The sequence below is a fragment of the Micromonospora trifolii genome, from assembly GCF_022229005.1.
Classification (GTDB): domain Bacteria; phylum Actinomycetota; class Actinomycetes; order Mycobacteriales; family Micromonosporaceae; genus Micromonospora; species Micromonospora trifolii.
The window spans coordinates 1-18,770 of record NZ_JAKKFD010000074.1 but is presented as its reverse complement, the minus strand read 5'-3'; the positions used below and the strand labels follow the sequence as shown (position 1 = coordinate 18,770).

The following is an 18,770-nucleotide window of genomic DNA, read 5'->3' as shown; positions in this document are numbered from 1 at the left end:
GGCCACGGAATCTCAACTCGCATCTACAGGAACGAGGCTGGGGCGACGATAGTGAAACCTTATAACGTCTTATTTCTTTTGTAATATTGCGGCGGCCAACGAGATCTACACGCTTCACCTGCCCGGCGCTCTTCCGATCTCTAGGAAACCCGGCTCACTCCTCGCGCTCACAGGGGAAGCTCGGCGCGGATCTCGGTGGGGCCGCCGGTCGGGCTGACCACCACCAGTTCGCCACCGGCGGCCCGGACCCGGTCGGCGATGCCGGCCAGCCCGTGCCCCTTCGCCAGGTGTGCGCCGCCCTGCCCGTCGTCGCCCACCAGCACCTGGAGGTGGGTGCCCTGCCGGGCCACGGCCACGGTGGCCTCGGTGGCCCGGCTGTGCTTGGCGACGTTTGTCAGCGCCTCGGACACCACGAAGTACGCGGTGTTCTCCACCGCCGGGTCGAGCCGCCCGGCCGGGGTGCCGAGCTGCGGGTCCACCTGGAGCTCGATCGGGATCAGCCCGCGGCCGGCGATCGCCGCCAGGGCGCTGGGCAGGCCCCTGTCGACCAGGACCGGCGGTGCGATGCCCCGGGACAACGCCCGCAGCTCGGCCAGCGTGTCCCGGGTCTGGGCGACCGCCTCGTCGATGGTGCGGCCGGCCGCCTCCGGGTCCGAGGCGAGCTGCATCCGGGCCCGGCTGAGGTCCATCGCCAACCTGACCAGGCGCTGCTGGGGGCCGTCGTGGATGTCACGTTCCAACCGGCGCAGCGCGGAGGCCTCGGCGGACACGGCAGCCCGCTTCTGCTCCTCCAGCACTGTGATCCGGTCGCGCATCTCGGCCACCCCGGTCAGCATCGCCTTCGCGAAGCTGGCCTGGAGCAGCGCGCAGCCCCGCACCACGATCGGCAGTGTGATCAGGAAGAACACCCCGAGTGCTGTGTACAAGCCGATCCGGGCAGTGGTCGAGTCGCCCAGGCCGAGCAGTTGCGCCAGGTCCTGGTCACCCTCGCCGTCGGCCCGGGGCAGCGCCCAGTCGTAGGCCCAGTAGAGCGACCCGGCGATCGCCGCGGCCCACCAGGACAGCGTCACCACGAAGGTGCCCGCCGCCGCGATCAGCCGCAGGATGCCGTGCGCCAGGTCGAGCCAGGACTGGGCGTCCCGCATCGGCACGAAGATTCGCCGCCAGGCGTTCGCGCCCGCCTCGGGCAGCCGGTAGTGCGGCCGGATCCGGGGCTGGTGGAGCACCGCGGGCAGCCGCAGTCGCTCGACGTCGGCCAGCCCACGGGCGGTGTACAGGGTGCCGCTGAGGATCGGCAGGCCGATCACCGTGACCACCAGGCCGATGCCGACCGCGAGGCCGACGATGAGGACGACGAAACTGGCCAGCCCCAGGGGCAGGCCGAGCAGCACGTACCCGGAATCGACGAAGAGCTGGCGGGGGATGCTCGGTGCCAGCGTCGGTCGGTCGCTGGTGGCGGCAACGGCGGTCATGCTCAAAGGCTAGGCATTTGGGCTCGGCGTCCCCATCCCGAAACCCCGCCTCTCCTCCGTAGTGCTGCCCCTACCCCGCCGCCCCGCCGCCGGCCCCGACCGCGTCGATCTTGCACTTGCTGTTGGGGATTTGCCCGGTTACGGGCGGAAAGCGGGGACAGCAAGTGCAAGATCGCGGGGCTCGGCGGCGGGGGTGCGCCGGGCTGGCGCGGGATTGGTCAGAGAAGTCGGGATTGAGTAATAATCGCCCGGGGCCGCGGGTGGACCTGGGCGTTCAATCGATCTTGTGGAATGGAGGGGCTGGTGAGGTCGCGCCACGCAGCGACAAGATCGCGATTTGTGCACGTCTTCACAAGCGCCTACGCTGTGACTCCGACGCGCCCTGCTAGCACAGCCGGCAACCTCGGTCGCCAGCGGGAGTCCACAAACGGCCCACCAGCGGAGTTGGCCGAGGATCGCACCGCACGGAGTCTCATGAGTCAGCACCGTCACCCAGGCGCGCCCGGCCGCGCCGGTGCCGTACCGGCGCTCCCGGATCTGCCCGAGGCGACCGTCGCTCGGCTCCCGGAGTACCTGCGCGCGCTGCACAACCTCGCCGACGCCGGGCACGAGACGGTCTCCAGCGAGGGCCTCTCCGCCGCCGCCGGGGTCAACTCCGCCAAGCTCCGCAAGGACCTCTCCCACCTCGGCTCGTACGGCACCCGGGGCGTCGGCTACGACGTCGCGCTGCTGATCGAGCAGATCGAGTATGTGCTCGGGCTCACTCAACGCCGGGCGGTCGCCCTGGTCGGCGTGGGTAATCTCGGTCACGCTCTGGCCGGCTACGACGGCTTCGCCAGCCGGGGCTTCCGGATCGCCGCACTGCTCGACGCCGATCCGTCCCGGGTCGGTGAGGAGATCAACGGCCTGGTAGTCCGGCATGTTGACGACCTGCCGACGGTCGCCGCGGAGGAATCCCTCGCGATCGGCGTGATCGCCACCCCGGCCGCCGCCGCCCAGCAGGTCGCCGACCAACTGGTCGCCGTCGGCGTGACGAGCATCCTCAACTTCGCGCCGTGCGTACTCTCGGTTCCGGAGGGGGTCGACGTGCGCAAGGTCGACCTCGCCATCGAGCTGCAGATTCTGTCCTTCCACGAGCACCGCAAGGCGTCGCTGACCGCGCTGCCCGCCACCGGCGGGTCCGCTCTCACCGCCCTGCCGGGCGGGTTCGCGGCCACCGACACCCAGGAGGCGATAGGCACGTGAAACTGCTCGTCGTCGGCGCGTCCTACCGGACCGCCCCGGTCGCCACGCTGGAGCAGCTGGCCGTGCCCCCCGCCGACCTGACCCGCACACTGGACCGCCTGGTCGCCCAGCCGTACGTGGCCGAGGCGGTGATCGTCTCCACCTGCAACCGGGTGGAGGTCTACGCCGCCGTGTCCGGTTTCCACGGCGGGCTCGGCGACGTCTGCGCCGTGCTGGCCGAGCAGGCCGGCAGCTCGCCGACAGCGCTCGCCAGCCACCTGTACGTGCACTACGACACCGCGGCCGTGGACCACGTCTTCCGGGTCGCCACCGGTCTGGACTCGATGGTGGTGGGCGAGGCGCAGATCCTCGGCCAGCTGCGAGACGCGTACCACTGGGCCACCGGCGCCGACTCGGCCGGCCGGCTGCTGCACGAGCTGATGCAGCAGGCGCTGCGGGTCGGCAAGCGGGCCCACGCCGAGACCGGCATCGACAGGGCCGGCCAGAGTGTCGTCACCGCCGCCCTGGAGCTGGCCGCCGGGCACCTCGACGGCGACCTCGTCGGCCACCCGGCCCTGGTGGTCGGCGCCGGTGCGATGGGTTCGCTCGGGGTGGCCACGCTGTCCCGGCTGGGCGCCGGGCCGCTCACCGTCAGCAACCGGGGTGCCGACCGGGCCGTCCGGCTCGCCGAGTCGTACGGGGCGAGTGCCGCGCCGATGACCGAGCTGGCCGACACCCTCTCCACAGTGGACATCGTAGTGGCCGCCACCGCGTCCACCGAACCGGTCCTCACCCGGTCGGTGGTCACCACGGCGCTGGCCGAACGCGACCCGGCCCGGGGCCCACTGGTCCTGCTCGACCTGGCCGTCCCGCGCGACGTCGAAGAGGGCGTCGCCGAGCTGCCCGGCGTCGAGGTGATCGACATCGACCGGATGGCGGCGCTGCTCGCCGACGGTCCGGCGGCTGCCGACGCCGCCGCCGTCGAACGCATCGTGCTCGGCGAGGTGGAGGGCTTCCTCACCTGGCTGCGCGGCGCCGACGTGGCACCCACAGTGGCCGCGCTGCGCGGCCGGGCCGACGACGTGGTCACCGCCGAGCTGCGCCGACTGGCCCAGCGTCGCCCCGACCTCGGCGACGACCTGCGGGCCGAGGTGGCCCGCACTGTGCACCGGGTCGTGCAGCGGCTGCTGCACCAGCCCACAGTCAAGGTCCGCCAGTTGGCAGCGGAGCCCGGCGGCGACCAGTACGCGGCGCTGCTGCGCGAGCTGTTCGACCTCGAGGTGCCGCAGACCTCGCCGGTGGACACCGTCCCGGACGTGCTGACCCCCGACTTCGGCATGGCGCTCCCCGGCACCGACCCGGTGTCCGGCGCCGATGCCGCCGAGCCGACCCCACCCACCGGAGGTGCGCGATGACCGCCCCCCTGCGCCTCGGCACCCGGGGCAGCGCCCTGGCGATGGCCCAGTCCGGCCAGGTCGCCGAGGCGGTGACCGCCGCCACCGGCCGCCCCGTCGAGCTGGTCGAGGTGGTCACCGCGGGCGACCGTTCCAGCGCGCCGGTGCACCGGTTGGGCGTCGGGGTGTTCGTCTCCGCCCTGCGCGACGCGCTGACCGCCGGCACTATCGACTTCGCGGTGCACTCGTACAAGGATCTGCCCACGGCTGCCGCCGGTGGGCTGCACATCGCGGCGGTGCCGGCCCGGCAGGACCCGCGCGACGCGTTGGTGGCCCGCGAAGGCCGGACGCTCGCCGAGCTGCCGCCCGGGGCCACCGTGGGCACCGGCGCGCTGCGTCGGATCGCCCAGTTGCACGCCCTCGGCCTGCAACTGGAGGTCACCCCGATCCGCGGCAACGTCGACACCCGCCTGGGTCGGGTGCTCGGCCCCGAGGCCGACCTCGACGCCGTCGTGCTGGCCCGGGCCGGTCTGGCCCGACTCGGCCGGCTCGACGTGATCACCGAGTCGCTGGACCCGATGCTCATGCTGCCCGCTCCCGCTCAGGGCGCGTTGGCAGTGGAGTGCCGGGTCGACGACCAGGACCTGGTCGAGCTGCTCGCCGTGCTCGACCACGCACCGTCACGTGCCGCGGTCACCGCGGAACGTGCGTTTCTGGCAACTCTGGAGGCCGGGTGCAGCGCACCCGTCGCCGCCTATGCCGAACTCGCCGAAGGCGAGACCGGCGATGAGATCTACCTGCGCGGGGCGGTGATCAGCCCGGACGGCACTCGTGACCTCCGGCTGTCCCGCACCGGAACGCCCGCCGACGCGGCGGAGATCGGTAAGGCACTCGCCGCCGAACTCCTCGACCTCGGCGCCGACTCGATCCTCGGCCACGAAGGACACACCGGCCCGGGGACCCAGCAATTTGGGAGCACAGAATGACCCGCACCCGTAAGCCCGTCGGCCGTATCGCGTTCGTCGGGGCTGGCCCCGGTGACCCGGGCCTGCTGACCCGTCGGGCCCACGACGCCCTGGTCGACGCCGACCAGGTGATCTACGACCGGGGAGTCCCGGAGTCGTTGCTCACCGTCGTTCGCGCCGAGGCCAGGGACGATGCCGAGTTCACCCCGGCCGAGGGCGCGCCGGGGGACGTGGCGAAGGTGCTGATCTCCGCGGCCCGCTCCGGGCTGAACGCGGTGCACCTGGTCGCCGGCGACCCGTTCGGGCACGACTCGGTGGTCAAGGAGGTGCAGGCGGTGGCCCGCACCGCCGCCCACTTCGAGGTGGTGCCCGGCGTCGGCCAGGCCGAGGGAGTGGCCACCTACGCCGGGGTCCCGCTGCCGGGTGTGCGTACGGCAGCAGACGTCGAGGACGTCAGCGCACTGGACTTCGAGGCGCTGGCCACGGCCGTCGGCCGGGGTTCGCTCGCGCTCGCCGTGGACGCTGGTGACCTCGCCGCCGTCCGGGACGGGCTGCTCGCCGCCGGGGTCGACGGCACCACCGGCGTCGGGGTGACCGGCGACGGCACCGGCGAGACCCAGTACACGACCACGTCGACAGTGGACAGCTTCGTGGCCGCCGCGCTCGGCTTCACCGGCCGGGTGGTGCTCACCGTCGGTGTCGGCGTGGGGCAGCGCGACAAGCTGAGCTGGTGGGAGAACCGCCCGCTGTACGGCTGGAAGGTGCTCGTACCCCGGACCAAGGAGCAGGCCGGCGCGATGAGCGCCCGGCTGCGCGCCTACGGGGCGATCCCGTGCGAGGTGCCGACCATCGCGGTCGAGCCGCCGCGCACCCCGGCGCAGATGGAGCGGGCGGTCAAGGGCCTGGTCGACGGCCGGTACGCCTGGGTGATCTTCACGTCGGTGAACGCGGTCCGCGCGGTCTGGGAGAAGTTCGCCGAGCACGGCCTCGACGCCCGACACTTCGGCGGCGTCAAGATCGCCTGCATCGGTGAGGCCACGGCGGACGCGGTCCGCGCGTTCGGCATCCAGCCGGAGCTGATCCCCGCCGGGGAGCAGTCCTCGGAGGGTCTGCTGGCCGAGTTCTCGCCGCACGACGAGATCCTCGACCCGGTGGGCCGGGTGCTGCTGCCGCGCGCCGACATCGCCACCGAGACGCTCGCCGCCGGGCTCACCGAGCGCGGCTGGGAGGTCGACGATGTGACCGCGTACCGGACGGTGCGGGCTGCGCCGCCGCCCGCCGAGATCCGCGACGCCATCAAGTCAGGCGGGTTCGACGCGGTGCTCTTCACCTCGTCCTCCACCGTGCGCAACCTGGTCGGCATCGCCGGGAAGCCGCACGCCCGGACAGTTGTTGCCGTCATTGGGCCCAAGACGGCGGAGACCGCGACGGAGTTCGGCCTGCGGGTCGACGTCCAGCCGCCGCACGCCTCGGTGCCCGACCTGGTGGAGGCGCTCGCCGCCTACGCCGTCGAGCTGCGGGAGAAGCTGGCCGCCATGCCGGCCAAGCAGCGCCGTGGCTCGAAGGTGCAGGGCCCCACCGCCCTGCGCTTCCGGTAGTCGTTCGAGGAGGCTCTGCCATGTCGTACCCCGAGATCCGGCCCCGCCGGCTGCGCCGCAACCCGGCGGTCCGCCGGCTGGTGTCCGAGACCCGGGTCGACCCGGCCGAGCTGGTCGTGCCGATGTTCGTCAAGGAGGGGCTGACCGAGCCCCGAGCCATCGGGTCGCTCCCGGGGGTGCTCCAGCACTCCCGGGACTCGCTGCGAAAGGCCGCGGTCGAGGCTGTCCAGGCCGGTGTCGGCGGGATCATGCTCTTCGGTGTGCCGGAACAGCGGGACCCGACCGGCTCCGGCGGCATCGACCCGAACGGCATCCTCAACGTCGCCATCCGCGACGTGGTGGCCGAGGTGGGCGACGCCACAGTGGTGATGAGCGACCTGTGCCTCGACGAGTTCACCTCGCACGGGCACTGCGGGCTGCTCACCCCCGACGGTGAGGTCGACAACGACTCGACCCTGGCCGCGTACGCCGAGATGGCGGTGGCCCAGGCCGCCGCCGGGGTCGGTATGGTCGGGCCGTCCGGGATGATGGACGGCCAGGTCGGCGTGGTACGCCGGGCGCTCGACGCCGCCGGCTACCAGGACGTCTCCGTGCTGGCGTACGCCGTGAAGTACGCCTCCGCCTTCTACGGCCCGTTCCGGGAGGCTGTGGAGTCGGCGCTGGAGGGCGACCGGCGCACCTACCAGCAGGACCCGGCGAATCTGCGTGAGTCGCTGCGTGAGGTGGCACTGGACGTCGCCGAGGGCGCCGACCTGGTGATGGTCAAGCCGGCGCTGCCGTACCTCGACGTGGTGTCGGCGGTGCGGGCCGCTGTGGACGTCCCGGTCGCCGCCTACCAGGTCTCCGGCGAGTACGCGATGGTCGAGGCGGCCGCCGCTAACGGCTGGATCGACCGCGAGCGGGTGATGCTGGAGACGCTCACCTCGATCAAGCGGGCCGGCGCGCAGGTCATCCTCACCTACTGGGCCGTCGAGGCCGCCGGCCTGCTCCGTCAGCGCTACTGATCGGACGGGGCCTTGACGGCTGGGCTCGACCCGTCTCGCCTCGCGGGTCCGTGGCCTCGACGAGTTCACCGCGCGGATCCCTGGCCCTCGACGCCCCCCTGCCTGCCTTTGCTCTGCACCCGCGGATGCGACGGCTACGGACCGCGACCGGTGCCTATTGGGGTGCAGAGCAAAGGCTGAGGGTCAGCAGGTTGCTCCCTGCTCCTCTGCGGTGAGGACGTGCTGCTCGACGCCCACGGTTTCGCTGGCGGTCCGGAGCCACGAGCCGCCTTCCTGCGGTGACGGACGTCCGGTTGTCCACAGGTCCTTCCGTTGTCCACAGGCCCGCCACACGGGACTGCGAGGAACGCAGCGAGCCGGGACCGTGGCGGCATGGACGAGTCACCGATACTCCCGGATGCAGGAGCATCCACCGCCGACAGCTGGATCCCCGACGGTTCGAGCCCCAGCATCGCGCAGCGGAAAGTCATACTCAGCGAGCCCTCCGACATTCCATGGCCGGTCGTTGGCATCGTCCGGGCGGTCCGTCGTCACGCCGACCTGAGCCAACGTGAGCTGGCCCGGTGGGCGGGGGTGCACCACGCCACCATTGGACGCATCGAGGCCGGTCGGACTGTCCCGAGCATTGATTTGCTCCGCCGGATAGTCGGGGTCGTCGGATGTCGGCTGGCCGTCGTCGACGAGGTCGGTCGGGTGCTCAGGCCGATGCGGGACTGGGAAGACACGCGCGACGGTGCGGGGCGCCGCTACCCGTCGCACCTGGACACCATCCTCGACCCCGAGCCGGGGGAGTGGTGGGCGGACATCTACGGGCTGGCCCGCCCGCCCGAGACGTTCTACCGCAATCGGGAGGTCCGGGACGCGATGCGCCGGCGCAGCCAATGGGAGGTGCGGGTAGCCAGGCACCGCGGCGATCCGCCGCCGCCACAGCTCTGGCGGTACCACTGAGGCCGAATGGACGACGGCCCGCCGCCCCGGGTGCGGTTCGGCGGGCCGTCGTCGACCACATCGAATCTCAGTCGTCGTTGGTGATCGTTCCGGTCGCCAGTGGATCGGCCAGCCGCAGGCCGGGCACGCCGGCCACCAGCAGCGTCAACTTCTCGTCCGCCTCCCGCTTGCGGTCACCGCGCACCGACACCGGGAACGCCACCGACGTCTGCCCGGCGGCCAACACCTTGCAGCCGGCGTACGGGTCGAAGTCCGAGCCCGCCTGCGCCGTGAGGCCGACGGTCGCGGCACAGAGCAGCACCGACTGGGACAGGGGCCGAGACACGGTGGCGGTGAAGGTGAGCTGCCGGGTGCCCTGGTTGCCCTCGGCCACCGCCGTGTCGGCCACTGTCAACGACGCCCGGGAACGGAACCGGGCCACCTGCGGGTCGTGGTCACTGGAACCCCGCGACCCGTCACCGGCGAACTCCGCCGGCCAGTCGGCGTTGATGTGCGCCGCCCGCACCTGCACCAGGTCGCCGTAGAGCGCGTCGTTGACGAACAGGTGGTCGAGAGTCTGCGCCTGCCCCTCGAAGCTGTACGAGTAGGCCGAGGCCGGCACGTCCGCCACCAGGTTGTCCCACAGGTTGTGCAGGCCCGCCTCGTAGAGCGGGGCGAGCTGGTCCGACGGCGTGGGCTGGTCGCCGGTGGCGATGGGATCGTCCGGGCGGGGGAAGACGTTCAGGTCCCCGCCGTAGACCACCCGTGCGGTCTGGTCGGCCGCCTCGATCGCTGTGACGATCGCCGCGCCGTAACGCGCCTGCTCCCGCCGCTGCCCCACCCGGCTGTCCGGGCCGGATGAGTAGTGGTTGCTGAGCGCGTACAGGGTGAACCGCTCGGTCGAGCCGGGTGCCGCGGCCACGCTGAACCTGCCCAGCTGCGGAGCACGGGTGAAGACGTTGCTCCCGTCCCGACCGGTCGAGGTGTCGACATCCGCCGGCAGCAGCGCGTTGAGTGCCTTCGGGTTCTGCACGTCGGTGTTTGCCGGCAGCCCCGCAGCCCGGTACTGAACGGTCGGCGCCGAGCCCAGCAGCGGGTCGTTCGCCGTCGCGGCAGCCAGCGACAACCGGTCCGTGCGGTACAGGAAGGCCGCGGTGATACCGCGGGCGTCCGCGCCGGTCCGGTCATAGGCGGCGGTGTACGCGGGCCCGCCGGCCGCTGCCACAGCGAGCGCCAACTCCTGGATGCTGTCCGGAGCGCCGTCGGCGTTGTTGGTGTCGCCGCAGCTCAGCGCCGCCCCGGAGACCGTGCAGATGTCCTGGTCCTCGGCCTCCTGCACCAGGATCAGGTCCGGCGCGTGCAGGTCCTTGACGATCTGGTCGGCGAGCGCTGCCAGTTGCTCGCGGTATTCCGCCTCGCTGCCAGGGACGTAGTCGAACGGCGGGTCGACGCCCGCGCAGCCGGCGTTACCGGCGAAGTCACAGCCGTCGAACGGGTCGTCGCGGTAGTCGTACAGGTTCTCCACGTTGTAGGTGGCCACGGCCACCTCCTGCGACCGGTCGGCCGGCTTGGGCGGGTTGTTCTTCGACGGGTCGGCCCCGGCGGCGAACTCCGCCCGCTCGACCTGGACGCCGTACTTCTCGAACGAGTAGTAGACCCCGCCCACCGCGTCCGCCCGCAGCGTGTCGAAGGTGTGTGCCGGCGGGAGCAGCGCGGCGCTGTCCCCGGCGGTGGCCTTCACGCCCATGCTGCCGAGCAGCGTCCGCTGGCCGTTGCCGTCGTCGAAGCGGCGGGTCGGGTCGTTGTCCAGCGGGTGCGAATCACGGAAGACCCGCCGGGAGTACGCGTCCGCGCGGTCCAGCAGCGGGTCGTCGCGGTCGACCACCCACAGCTCGGCGTCGGCCGTGGAGGAGAAGACGTCCCGGCCGCTCACCGCGCCGCTGCCCGCGCGAACCCGCATCCGGGAGCCCTCGTGCCGCTCCCAGAAGCGCTGCGCGTCGGTCAGCACGGCCGGCGGCACCGCGTCGGTCACCGCGACCGCGGCGTCCACGGCCAGGCCGCCCCCGATCCGGCGGATCAGCGACGCGCCGGAGAGCTGGGTGAAGTTGTAGTACTCCGACACCCGGGCCCGCAGAACTACCTCGTCGCCGACCGTCGGCACGTAACCGCCGATCAGCGACGTGAACGTGCCCATGAACACGAAGATGCCGTCGGAGCTGGTCGGGTCGCCGTCGGTGTCACCAACGCGGCTCTGCAGGAAGAACCCGTGCTGCTCCGCACCGGCCGAGGTGCGGGCCAGGGTCAACTGGGTGATCACGCCACGTACGTCGTACAGCGTGCTGCTCGTGCCGTTGCCGCTCGCCGGTGCGAGCGGTGACCGGTCGCTCGGACCGGACTCGGCGTCGGTCGTCGGACCCTGCACCTCGCCGACGGTCAGCTCCCGGGTCACCTGCACGACAAGCGCGCAGCTCGCGGTGCCACCGCCCGCGTCGGTCGCGGTGAGGGTGACTGTGTACGCCCCGGCGGCGAGGTCGGCGCTCACGCCGACAGTGGCGCGGGCGGTGCCGCCCACCCCGTCGGCGGGGGTGAACGCGGTACGGGTGATCGAGCCGGCGGCCGGGCTCGGGCTGATCGCGGTCACCGCCAGGTCGACGACCGTGTCGTCGGGGTCGGCGGCGGTCACCTCGCGGCTCGCAGCCGTGCCGGCGGCGGTGACCAGCGGCCCACCACAGGTCAGCGTGGCCGGTACGTCGACCGGGCCGCCACCGTCCACGGTGTGCGCGCCCAGCCCGTCGAACGTGTCGACCGGAAGACCGGCCCACTGTGCGGCGGGGTCGAAGGCGTCCGACGGGTCGGTGTCACCGGACGTCACGTTCGGCAACCTGCGCAGTGTGTTGTCAGCGGTGCTGGTGACGCCGGCGCCCCACTCGGTGCCCGGGTCGACACCCACCTGGCCGATCGAGTCGAGCACTGTGGTGCCCCGGCGCAGCGCTATCGCGTCGTCACCGTTGAAGAGACTCGCCCCGGTGGTCTGGTCGGCCTGGGCGAGGATGGCGGCCCCGGCCGAGGCGCTGGCGAACACGAACGCGTCGCCGGCCGCCACGCTGCCGGTCAGGGCGATCGTGGTGGCCGTGGTGGCGCCATTGAAGGAGAGCTGCAACTGGTAGCCACCGGCCGCCAGGTCGACTGCGGCGCCCGTGCCGTTGAACAGCTCGATCGCCTTGTTGTTCGACGAACCCTCGACGTACTCCGAGATGAACAGGTCGGTGGGCGCGGCGCTGGCCGCGGTGGGTGCGACGCCGAGCGCCGTGAGGGTCACGGCGGCGGTGGCGGTCGCGAGCGCGGCGATTGAGCGGCGCGGGCGCATAGGGCCTCCACGATGGGTGGACGGGGGTCAACGCACGTTAAGGTGCGCGACTGTCCACCGTCCATCCCCTAATGGACAGTTTCGTGAATTCCTCAGCGCGGCGGGTCGAGGCGGTGCACCAGCTCAGCGACGTCGACGCTGTATTCGCACCAGTCCCGGTCGGGGCGGTAGCCCAACTCCGCGTTGACCTTCAACATCGCCTCGTTGGCCTGCGCGTTCCAGGTCTGCACCTCGATCAGCTCCGGCTCGGCGGAGCGCAGCTCCAACAGCATCCGGGCCTTGATCGCCCGATCGATGCCATAACCCCGGTGATCCTGCGCGACGATCGTGTCGTACTGGTCGGCGCGGGTCGGGTGCTGCGCCGGCACCACCACCTCGGTCAGGCCGGCCACCTCGCCGCTCTGCTCGTGGCGGGCGAGCACGATGTACGGCTTCATGCCCCTTCGGTGCAGCGTGTCGAGGCTGTCGCGCAGCCGCTCCGGGTCGTAGGAGCTGGGGCGCAACTCACCGTCGTCGACGTCACGCACCTCGGCCTTGGCCCGCGCGTACGCCTCGATCAGGTCGTCCGGTGGCCCGCCCGGGAAGAACTCCAGCTGGTAGCCCGCCCCGATGCCGGTGGCCATCTCGGCCAACTCGGCCCAGTCCACGGCGGTCAGGTCGAGCACGCTGCGCGTCTCCACGTACTCCCTGGTGAAGCCGAGCGACTCGTAGAACCCGACCGCCGGCGTGTCGCCGACGACCTCGACCCCGATCGACCGGAAGCCCTCCTGGTAGACCCGGCGCGCGGCACGCAACACCAGGTCACGGCCGAGGCCGGTGCGCCGCGCGGACGGGTGCACGAGCACCTCGAGCACGCCGATGTCACCCAGAAGGAGGACGTGCACCTGGCCGAGCACCGCGCCCGGGTCTCCCGGGTCGGTCGGCTCGGCCTGGGCGATCCAGGAGATCCGCCGCTCGCCGGGCATCACCTCGGCGAGGTATTCCCGTAGCGAAGCCTCCCGCCAGGGCGGATCCTGCGGCAGATCGGCCGCCAGAACCGCGTTCAGCGTGGCCAACAGCGACGCGATCTCGGCGGACGACGCGGTCCTGGGGTCCCACTCGCGCACCATCACCCGTCTAGCTTGCCGCTAACAGAGGCCCGGGGGAAGTGTCCAGTTCTCCAACGTATCGAGACGATCACTTCACAACCGACTGGCCCGTCCGTACCGGTTCGCGGTGTCGTAGACGTCCTGGGCGTACCGCCGTACATCGTTGTAGGAGAGGATCGCGTTCCACCAGTCGCCGGCGATGCTCAGGTTTCGACCACCCTTGCAGAGGTAATTTCCCGCTGCCAGCGCGGCGTCGTCCAGGTCGTGCGGGTCCTTGATCCCGTCGTTGTCGGCGTCCGCGCCGATCTCCTGCCAGGTGGTCGGGATGAACTGCATCGGCCCGATCGCCCGGTCGAGGGTCGCGTCCCCGTCGAGCGCCCCACGGTCGGTGTCGATGATCCGCATCCGGCCGCCGTTGCCGTCCAACGGCAGCCCGATGATCTTCGGTATCGCCTTGCCGTCCTGTCCCAACCGCGCGCCGTTGGCCGAGCCGTGCCCCGATTCGACCTGACCGATCGCTGCCAACGTGGTCCAGCTGAGCGCGCAGCTGCGGTTGGTCTGGGCGAGCACCAGCTCGGCGTAGCCGTACGCCTGCATGGCGACCGCCGGGACGCCGACCTTGGCACCGACCTGCTGCGCCCAGCCGGCCAGGGCGTCCGACGGTCGGCCACCGATCACCGACCCGGTCGGCAGCCCGTTGCCGGGCAACCCGCCGCTGGGCAGCGGGAGGGTCGGCAGCGGCCCGGTGGGCAGCGGGCCGGTGGGCAGGCCGGACGGCGCCCCCGGCGGTGCGACCCCGCTCGGCGCGGCCGAGGCGTCGACGGCGACCGGGCGCGGTGCCCGGATCGCGGCCGGTACGAGCAGCGCTCCCGCCGCGGCGGTCGCCGCCACCAGCGCCAGCAGGAAGACGCCGGGCAGTGTCAGTCGGCCGCTCGGCCGGCGCGCCCACGCCCGGGTCGCCCGGGCCGCTGCGGCCGCTGCCCGGCGGGGCGGCAGCCGTACGGCGTGCGTGAACTGCACCCGCCGCCGACGGGCCGGGTCGGACGCCGGCACGACCGGGATCTCATCCACAGTGGTCTTCGCCGGATCCGCGGCACCGGTCTTCGCATCGTCGGCTGGCGTGTCGGCGCTCGACGCGCCGGCTGCCTTCGCGTCCTCGGCCTTGGGTGCCTCGGCCTTGGGTGCCTCGGTCTGAGGGGTGGTCGCTGGGCCGGCGGTCGGGGCGGATTCGGCCGGGACCTTCGTGCCGGTGGCGCTCGCGTCCGGTTCGGACCCGACGGGATCGGCTGCGGTGGGCTCGGGCGCTGGCGGAGCCGGCGCGGTGGCTGGTGGCGTGCTCGGCGTACCCGCGGAACGCCCACTCAGCCAGGGGCGGCGGGGGCGGGGCACCCTGCGCGCCGGGTCGGGCGCGGCCCCCGAGCCTTCCAGCGGCCCGTCCAACGGCGCGGCCGGTCGTAACGGTTGCACACGCGTGTCGTCCTCGCCGTCCACCACCTGTCGAGTATCACCCATGCTCCGCCAACCGTCAGATCCACGTACCCTGGGTGGCATGCCCAGGTACGAGTTCCGCTGCCGCGCCTGCGGCGACACCTTCGAGGTCAACCGATCGATGGCGGCGGCCGGTGAGCCGGCCAGCTGCCCACAGGGACACGCCGACACGGTCAAGCTTCTTTCCGCGGTCGCGGTCACCGGCCGCAGTGGTGCTGCCGGTGGTGCCCCGGCACCGGCAGCTGGTGGCTGCTGCGGCGGCGCCTGCGGCTGCTGATCGGGCCAATTCGCCGCCGCCTGGTGGGCTGGCCTTGCCGGGAGCGGGTCCGAGTGGCACGTTGAGGCGGCACTTGCCCGGCCGTTCTCACGATGCGTGATTGTCCGGACTCAGGCAGCATGAACCCGACGTCACGGGCGGAGGTTCCTCGCATGTCGCCACGGATCCAGCTCCCGAGCGGTTGGGTGACCTTCGTATTCACCGATATTGAGGGCTCGACCCGGCTGGCTCAGCTACTCGGCCCTGACTACCGGCCGGTGCTCGCCGAGCATCGACGGCTGCTGCGCTGCACGCTGGCCAGCACGGGTGGCGCGGAGTTGTTGACCGAGGGCGACTCGTTCTTCCTGGCCTTCGAGGAAGCGGCAGCGGCGATGACCGCGTGCCTGACCGCCCAGCGGGCACTGTCCAGCCACGACTGGCCCACCGCCGAGGCCGCGCCCCGGGTGCGGATGGGCCTGCACACCGGCTACGCCGAGCCACGCGACGGCGAGTACGCCAGCCCAGAGGTGCACCGGGCCGCCCGGGTGGCCGCCGCCGCGCACGGCGGGCAGGTGCTCTGCACAGCGTCCACCGCCCGCCGGGCCGAGCCGATGCCGCCGGGCGCGACCCTGCTCGACCTGGGCCTGCACCGGCTGCGCGGCTTCGACGACCGGGAACGGCTCTTTCAACTGGTCGCGCCGGGTCTGGAGCGGCAGTTCCCCCGGCCCCGCACCGCCGACGCGGTGGCGCACAATCTGCCCACCCAGGTGACCTCGTTCGTCGGCCGGCAGGCCGAGCGCATCGAGCTTGGCCTGCTGGTGCGACAGCACCGCCTGGTGACAGTGCTGGGCGCCGGCGGCGCGGGCAAGACCCGACTCGCTGTGGAGTTGGCCAGCGGGGTTGTCGAGGCATACCCGGACGGGGTCTGGTTCGTCGACATCGCCTCGGTGACCGACCCGGGGCTGGTGGCGTTCGCCATCGCCGCCGTGCTCGGCCTGCGCCCCGAGCCCGGTCGGCCGATGCTGGACACCCTCGTCGAGTACGCGGCCGGCCGCCGGATGCTTGTCGTACTGGACACCTGCGACACCCAACCGGCAGCCTGCGCCGAGGTGATCGCGCGTCTGCTGTCCGGCGGGAGCGGCGTACGGGTGCTGGCGACCAGTCGCGAGTCGTTCAGCCTGCCCGGCGAGGTGGTGTGGCGGATTCCGCCGCTCTCGGTCGACCCGCGCGCGGACGGTGCGGAGAGCGACGCTGTGGCGCTGCTGCTGGACCGCACGGCGGCGGCACGCGGTGGTCGGCAACCCGACCCGGCCGAGTCCGCCGACCTGCGTCGGGTAGTGCAGCGCTTGGACGGCCTGCCGCTCGCCATCGAGTTGGCCGCCGCCCGGCTGCGGGTGCTCTCCGTCGGTCAGCTCGCCGAGCGCCTGGACGATGTGCTCGGCACCCTGGACGCCGGCCGGGAGGACCCGGATCCGCCGCCGGTGGAACGGGGCTGGTCCGGCAACCAGCAGGACACCGTGGACCTGGTCGCCGCGGCGGCCGGGGCGTCGCCGCCCACCCCGGCGAGCCGGGCGGTGCAGCGCTCGGCCACCGAGCGGCACCTGACCATGCAGGCCACCGTCACCTGGTCCTACCGGACGCTGGGGCCCCGGGCCGCCCGCCTGCTGCGGTGGCTGGCGGTCTTCGCCGGTCCGGTGGATCTGGCGACTGTGGAGTGGCTGCTGGGTGACGATCCGCTGGACCCGCTCTCGGTCCTGGTGGACAAGTCGATGGTGTTGGCCGAGCCGCGCGCCGCCGGGAGCACCTACCGGATGCTCGACCCCATCCGGGCGTACGCGGCGCGGCGGTTGGCCGAGGCCGGCGAGGAGCAGGCCGCTCGGGACCGGCACGTGGCCTGGTCGGCGCACGCGTTGGACCGGGCCCATCTGGGCCAGGACGGTCGGCCGGTGACGCTGTCGTTGTATGCCCTCGATCCACTGGCCGGGGAGCTGCGCGCCGCGCTGCGGTGGTGCGCCACCGGCGGCAGCGCCCGTGCCGGTCTCGGTCTGGCGGGTGGGCTGGACCAGTGGTGGCTGGAGCGGGGCCTGGCCCGCGAGGGGCGGCTGTGGCTGTTCCGGCTGTACGGGCGGATCGCGGAGACGGGGGAGCGGATCCCGGAGGCGGAGCTGGCGGCGGCGTACCACATGCACTCGCTGCATGCCAGCGCCGACGGCGAGTTCGCCGAGGAGCTGCGCTACTCCCAGCGGGCGGAGGCAGCGGCCCGGCAGGCCGGCGACGCCGGGTTGCTGGCCCGGGTGCTGGCCGGCAGGGCCGCGCCCCTGGTGGACATGGGGCAGTTCGTCGAGGCCGAGCGGGTGTGCCGGGAGGTCATCGACTGGGCACACGGGCAGGACGTGGTCGGCGAGGCGCTGTTCGCGGTGTTCAGCCTGGCCGAGCTGCTCTGGCGGCGGGGGGCCCTGGAGGAGGCGGCGGAGCTGCTGGGGGCGGTGCGTCCGGTGGAGGCGGCCCGGCCCGTGGAGCGGGGCCGCCGTTCGGTGGACATGCTGCTCGGCATGGTCGCGCTGGCCCGGGGCGACGTGATCGCCGCACACGAGCATCTGCTGGTGGCACTGCGCTCCCGGATGGGCCACGGCTACCACGGCCGGGCGTGCGACACCTTGAACGCGGTAGCGGTGCGTTGCGCGATCGGCGGGGAGCGGTTGACCGCCGCCCGCCTGTTCGGAGCCGCGCAGGCCACCCGGGCGAGCATGCGTGCCACCCCCGGCATCTTCGGCGGTTACTGGGCCGAACGGCAGGCGGAGTTGCGCGCGATGCTGGGCGACGCGGCCTTCGACGACGCGTACGGCGAGGGTGCCGAGCTGGGGCTGGACGAGGCCGCGGCGCTGGCACTCGACGTGGAACACCCGGACCTGGCGGCGGACTCGACCCGCTTCAGCACGGGCCTGTCCCAACCAACCCCCCGCCGTCCCGCCGGCCCCGATCGCCACCCAGCCACGAGAACCGAACGCGCCTAACCCACCCCACCCCTGCCCTCCCACCCCCGCCCCGCCCCGGCGATCTTGCACTTTCTGTCGTGAGATAACGGTGCCAAAGCGGCAAACCGGCAACCGAAAGTGCAAGATCGCGTGGGCGTGGGCGTGGGCGTGGGCGTGGGCGTGGGCGTGGGTGGGGGTGGGGGTGGGGGTGGGGTGGGGTGGGGTGGGGTGGGGGTGGGTTTAGCGGGTTGCGGCTTCGGCTTCGGCTTGGGCCTTCATTCGGGCGGCGCGGTCGATGTCGGCCTGCTGGACGGCCGCTACCGAACCGAAAATGCTGACCGCCTGGTAGTAGGTCCAGGCCAGGCTGTAGCAGGCCGGCCGGACGACCGAGTTGTACGTGGTGCAGACGCGCTTCAGGTCCTCGTAGAAGGCGCTGTCGAGGCGCGACTTGTTGGCGGGGAACTGGCCGACCGCCTTGTAGTTGCGGTAGCCGAAGTCGTGCCGGTAGCAGCCCAGGTTGAAGGTGAACCCGAGCGGGTTGTCCGGGCTGGAGGAGCAGTAGTCGGTGGACCAGTTGAAGTTGTACTCGGCCCAGGGGGCCCGGTTGACCCGGGCGCTGTTCCACGAGTTGTAGCTGGACGCGCTGGTCTGGGTCCAGCTGGACAGCACGGAGAGCCGTTGGGCGGGGGTGACGGCGGCGGCGGGGGAGGCGATGGTGAGGGTGGCGAGCAGCGCTAATGCGCCCGAGGCGAGCAGGGTGGCGAGACGTCGGGGCACGGTTTACCTCCGCGGGGGTGAGCGGGTGGGACGGAAGTTACCGGCGGGTTACCGGATGTCGACGAGTGTCGATCAGCTGATCAACTAGGCGGTATGCGTGTCGCCAACTATTGGTGACATACGTTGAAACAGACGGATCGGAAGAGGGTCGTTTCGGGCAAGGGTGTAGGTCTGGGTGGTCGCCGTATCCTTAAACAAAAACAGACAGATACCCAATAGACTGAAGAGATGCAGT

At 72.3% G+C, this 18,770-nt stretch carries 13 protein-coding genes; 8 read left to right on the top strand and 5 right to left on the bottom strand.

Going from position 1 to position 18,770, the window contains the following annotated elements:
* Positions 1 to 167 precede the first annotated feature (167 nt).
* Positions 168 to 1,472 (bottom strand): sensor histidine kinase, encoded by a 1,305-nt coding sequence (locus tag NIE79_RS32425; RefSeq protein ID WP_238682185.1) that lies wholly within the window; start codon positions 1,470 to 1,472, stop codon positions 168 to 170.
* Positions 1,473 to 1,946: 474 nt separating this feature from the next.
* Between NIE79_RS32425 and NIE79_RS32420 the strand changes: the two genes are divergently transcribed.
* From NIE79_RS32420 to NIE79_RS32395, 6 genes are all read left to right on the top strand, one after another.
* On the top strand, positions 1,947 to 2,717 hold the full coding sequence (locus NIE79_RS32420; protein WP_124819092.1) for a redox-sensing transcriptional repressor Rex: 771 nt from the start codon (positions 1,947 to 1,949) through the stop codon (positions 2,715 to 2,717).
* On the top strand, positions 2,714 to 4,111 hold the full coding sequence (locus NIE79_RS32415) for a glutamyl-tRNA reductase (RefSeq protein ID WP_238682184.1): 1,398 nt from the start codon (positions 2,714 to 2,716) through the stop codon (positions 4,109 to 4,111). Before NIE79_RS32420 ends, NIE79_RS32415 begins: the two co-directional genes overlap by 4 nt.
* Positions 4,108 to 5,076, top strand: coding sequence for a hydroxymethylbilane synthase (gene hemC / locus NIE79_RS32410; protein ID WP_238682183.1), 969 nt, complete (start codon positions 4,108 to 4,110; stop codon positions 5,074 to 5,076). The genes NIE79_RS32415 and hemC overlap by 4 nt, the downstream gene beginning before the upstream one ends.
* Positions 5,073 to 6,653, top strand: a complete 1,581-nt coding sequence (locus NIE79_RS32405; RefSeq protein ID WP_112584249.1) for a bifunctional uroporphyrinogen-III C-methyltransferase/uroporphyrinogen-III synthase — start codon at positions 5,073 to 5,075, stop codon at positions 6,651 to 6,653. The genes hemC and NIE79_RS32405 overlap by 4 nt, the downstream gene beginning before the upstream one ends.
* A gap of 20 nt (positions 6,654 to 6,673) precedes the next feature.
* A complete protein-coding gene (hemB, locus tag NIE79_RS32400) occupies positions 6,674 to 7,657 on the top strand; it encodes a porphobilinogen synthase (RefSeq protein ID WP_196919917.1) in 984 nt (327 codons plus the stop codon).
* A gap of 372 nt (positions 7,658 to 8,029) precedes the next feature.
* Positions 8,030 to 8,605 carry a helix-turn-helix transcriptional regulator gene (locus tag NIE79_RS32395; protein WP_238682182.1) on the top strand — a complete coding sequence of 192 codons (576 nt, stop codon included), beginning with the start codon at positions 8,030 to 8,032 and terminating at the stop codon, positions 8,603 to 8,605.
* A gap of 67 nt (positions 8,606 to 8,672) precedes the next feature.
* On the opposite strand, the gene NIE79_RS32390 is transcribed toward NIE79_RS32395, so the two are convergent.
* The 3 genes from NIE79_RS32390 to NIE79_RS32380 form a co-directional block, all read right to left on the bottom strand.
* Positions 8,673 to 11,951, bottom strand: a complete 3,279-nt coding sequence (locus NIE79_RS32390; RefSeq protein WP_238682181.1) for a lamin tail domain-containing protein — start codon at positions 11,949 to 11,951, stop codon at positions 8,673 to 8,675.
* 92 nt (positions 11,952 to 12,043) lie between these two features.
* Entirely contained in the window at positions 12,044 to 13,060 is a 1,017-nt protein-coding gene (locus NIE79_RS32385) for a GNAT family N-acetyltransferase (RefSeq protein ID WP_238682187.1), read from the bottom strand.
* A gap of 72 nt (positions 13,061 to 13,132) precedes the next feature.
* Positions 13,133 to 14,551, bottom strand: a complete 1,419-nt coding sequence (locus NIE79_RS32380; RefSeq protein WP_274525002.1) for a lytic transglycosylase domain-containing protein — start codon at positions 14,549 to 14,551, stop codon at positions 13,133 to 13,135.
* Positions 14,552 to 14,588: 37 nt separating this feature from the next.
* Here NIE79_RS32380 and NIE79_RS32375 point away from each other — a divergent pair, with 37 nt between their 5' ends.
* Positions 14,589 to 14,804, top strand: coding sequence for an FmdB family zinc ribbon protein (locus tag NIE79_RS32375; protein WP_238682180.1), 216 nt, complete (start codon positions 14,589 to 14,591; stop codon positions 14,802 to 14,804).
* A 152-nt stretch (positions 14,805 to 14,956) separates the two neighbouring features.
* Entirely contained in the window at positions 14,957 to 17,797 is a 2,841-nt protein-coding gene (locus NIE79_RS32370; protein ID WP_238682179.1) for an ATP-binding protein, read from the top strand.
* 201 nt (positions 17,798 to 17,998) lie between these two features.
* Here NIE79_RS32370 and NIE79_RS32365 read toward each other — a convergent pair whose 3' ends face one another.
* Positions 17,999 to 18,535, bottom strand: coding sequence for a phospholipase (locus NIE79_RS32365; RefSeq protein WP_238682178.1), 537 nt, complete (start codon positions 18,533 to 18,535; stop codon positions 17,999 to 18,001).
* Positions 18,536 to 18,770: the final 235 nt, after the last annotated feature.

Excerpts from the sequence above, each read along its gene's own strand:
- NIE79_RS32425 (WP_238682185.1), bottom strand. The coding sequence starts at position 1,472 with ATGACCGCCGTTGCCGCCACCAGCGACCGACCGACGCTGGCACCGAGC.
- NIE79_RS32420 (WP_124819092.1), top strand. The coding sequence starts at position 1,947 with ATGAGTCAGCACCGTCACCCAGGCGCGCCCGGCCGCGCCGGTGCCGTA.
- hemC (WP_238682183.1), top strand. The coding sequence starts at position 4,108 with ATGACCGCCCCCCTGCGCCTCGGCACCCGGGGCAGCGCCCTGGCGATG.
- NIE79_RS32405 (WP_112584249.1), top strand. The coding sequence starts at position 5,073 with ATGACCCGCACCCGTAAGCCCGTCGGCCGTATCGCGTTCGTCGGGGCT.
- hemB (WP_196919917.1), top strand. The coding sequence starts at position 6,674 with ATGTCGTACCCCGAGATCCGGCCCCGCCGGCTGCGCCGCAACCCGGCG.
- NIE79_RS32395 (WP_238682182.1), top strand. The coding sequence starts at position 8,030 with ATGGACGAGTCACCGATACTCCCGGATGCAGGAGCATCCACCGCCGAC.
- NIE79_RS32390 (WP_238682181.1), bottom strand. The coding sequence starts at position 11,951 with ATGCGCCCGCGCCGCTCAATCGCCGCGCTCGCGACCGCCACCGCCGCC.
- NIE79_RS32385 (WP_238682187.1), bottom strand. The coding sequence starts at position 13,060 with ATGGTGCGCGAGTGGGACCCCAGGACCGCGTCGTCCGCCGAGATCGCG.
- NIE79_RS32380 (WP_274525002.1), bottom strand. The coding sequence starts at position 14,551 with ATGGGTGATACTCGACAGGTGGTGGACGGCGAGGACGACACGCGTGTG.
- NIE79_RS32375 (WP_238682180.1), top strand. The coding sequence starts at position 14,589 with ATGCCCAGGTACGAGTTCCGCTGCCGCGCCTGCGGCGACACCTTCGAG.
- NIE79_RS32370 (WP_238682179.1), top strand. The coding sequence starts at position 14,957 with ATGTCGCCACGGATCCAGCTCCCGAGCGGTTGGGTGACCTTCGTATTC.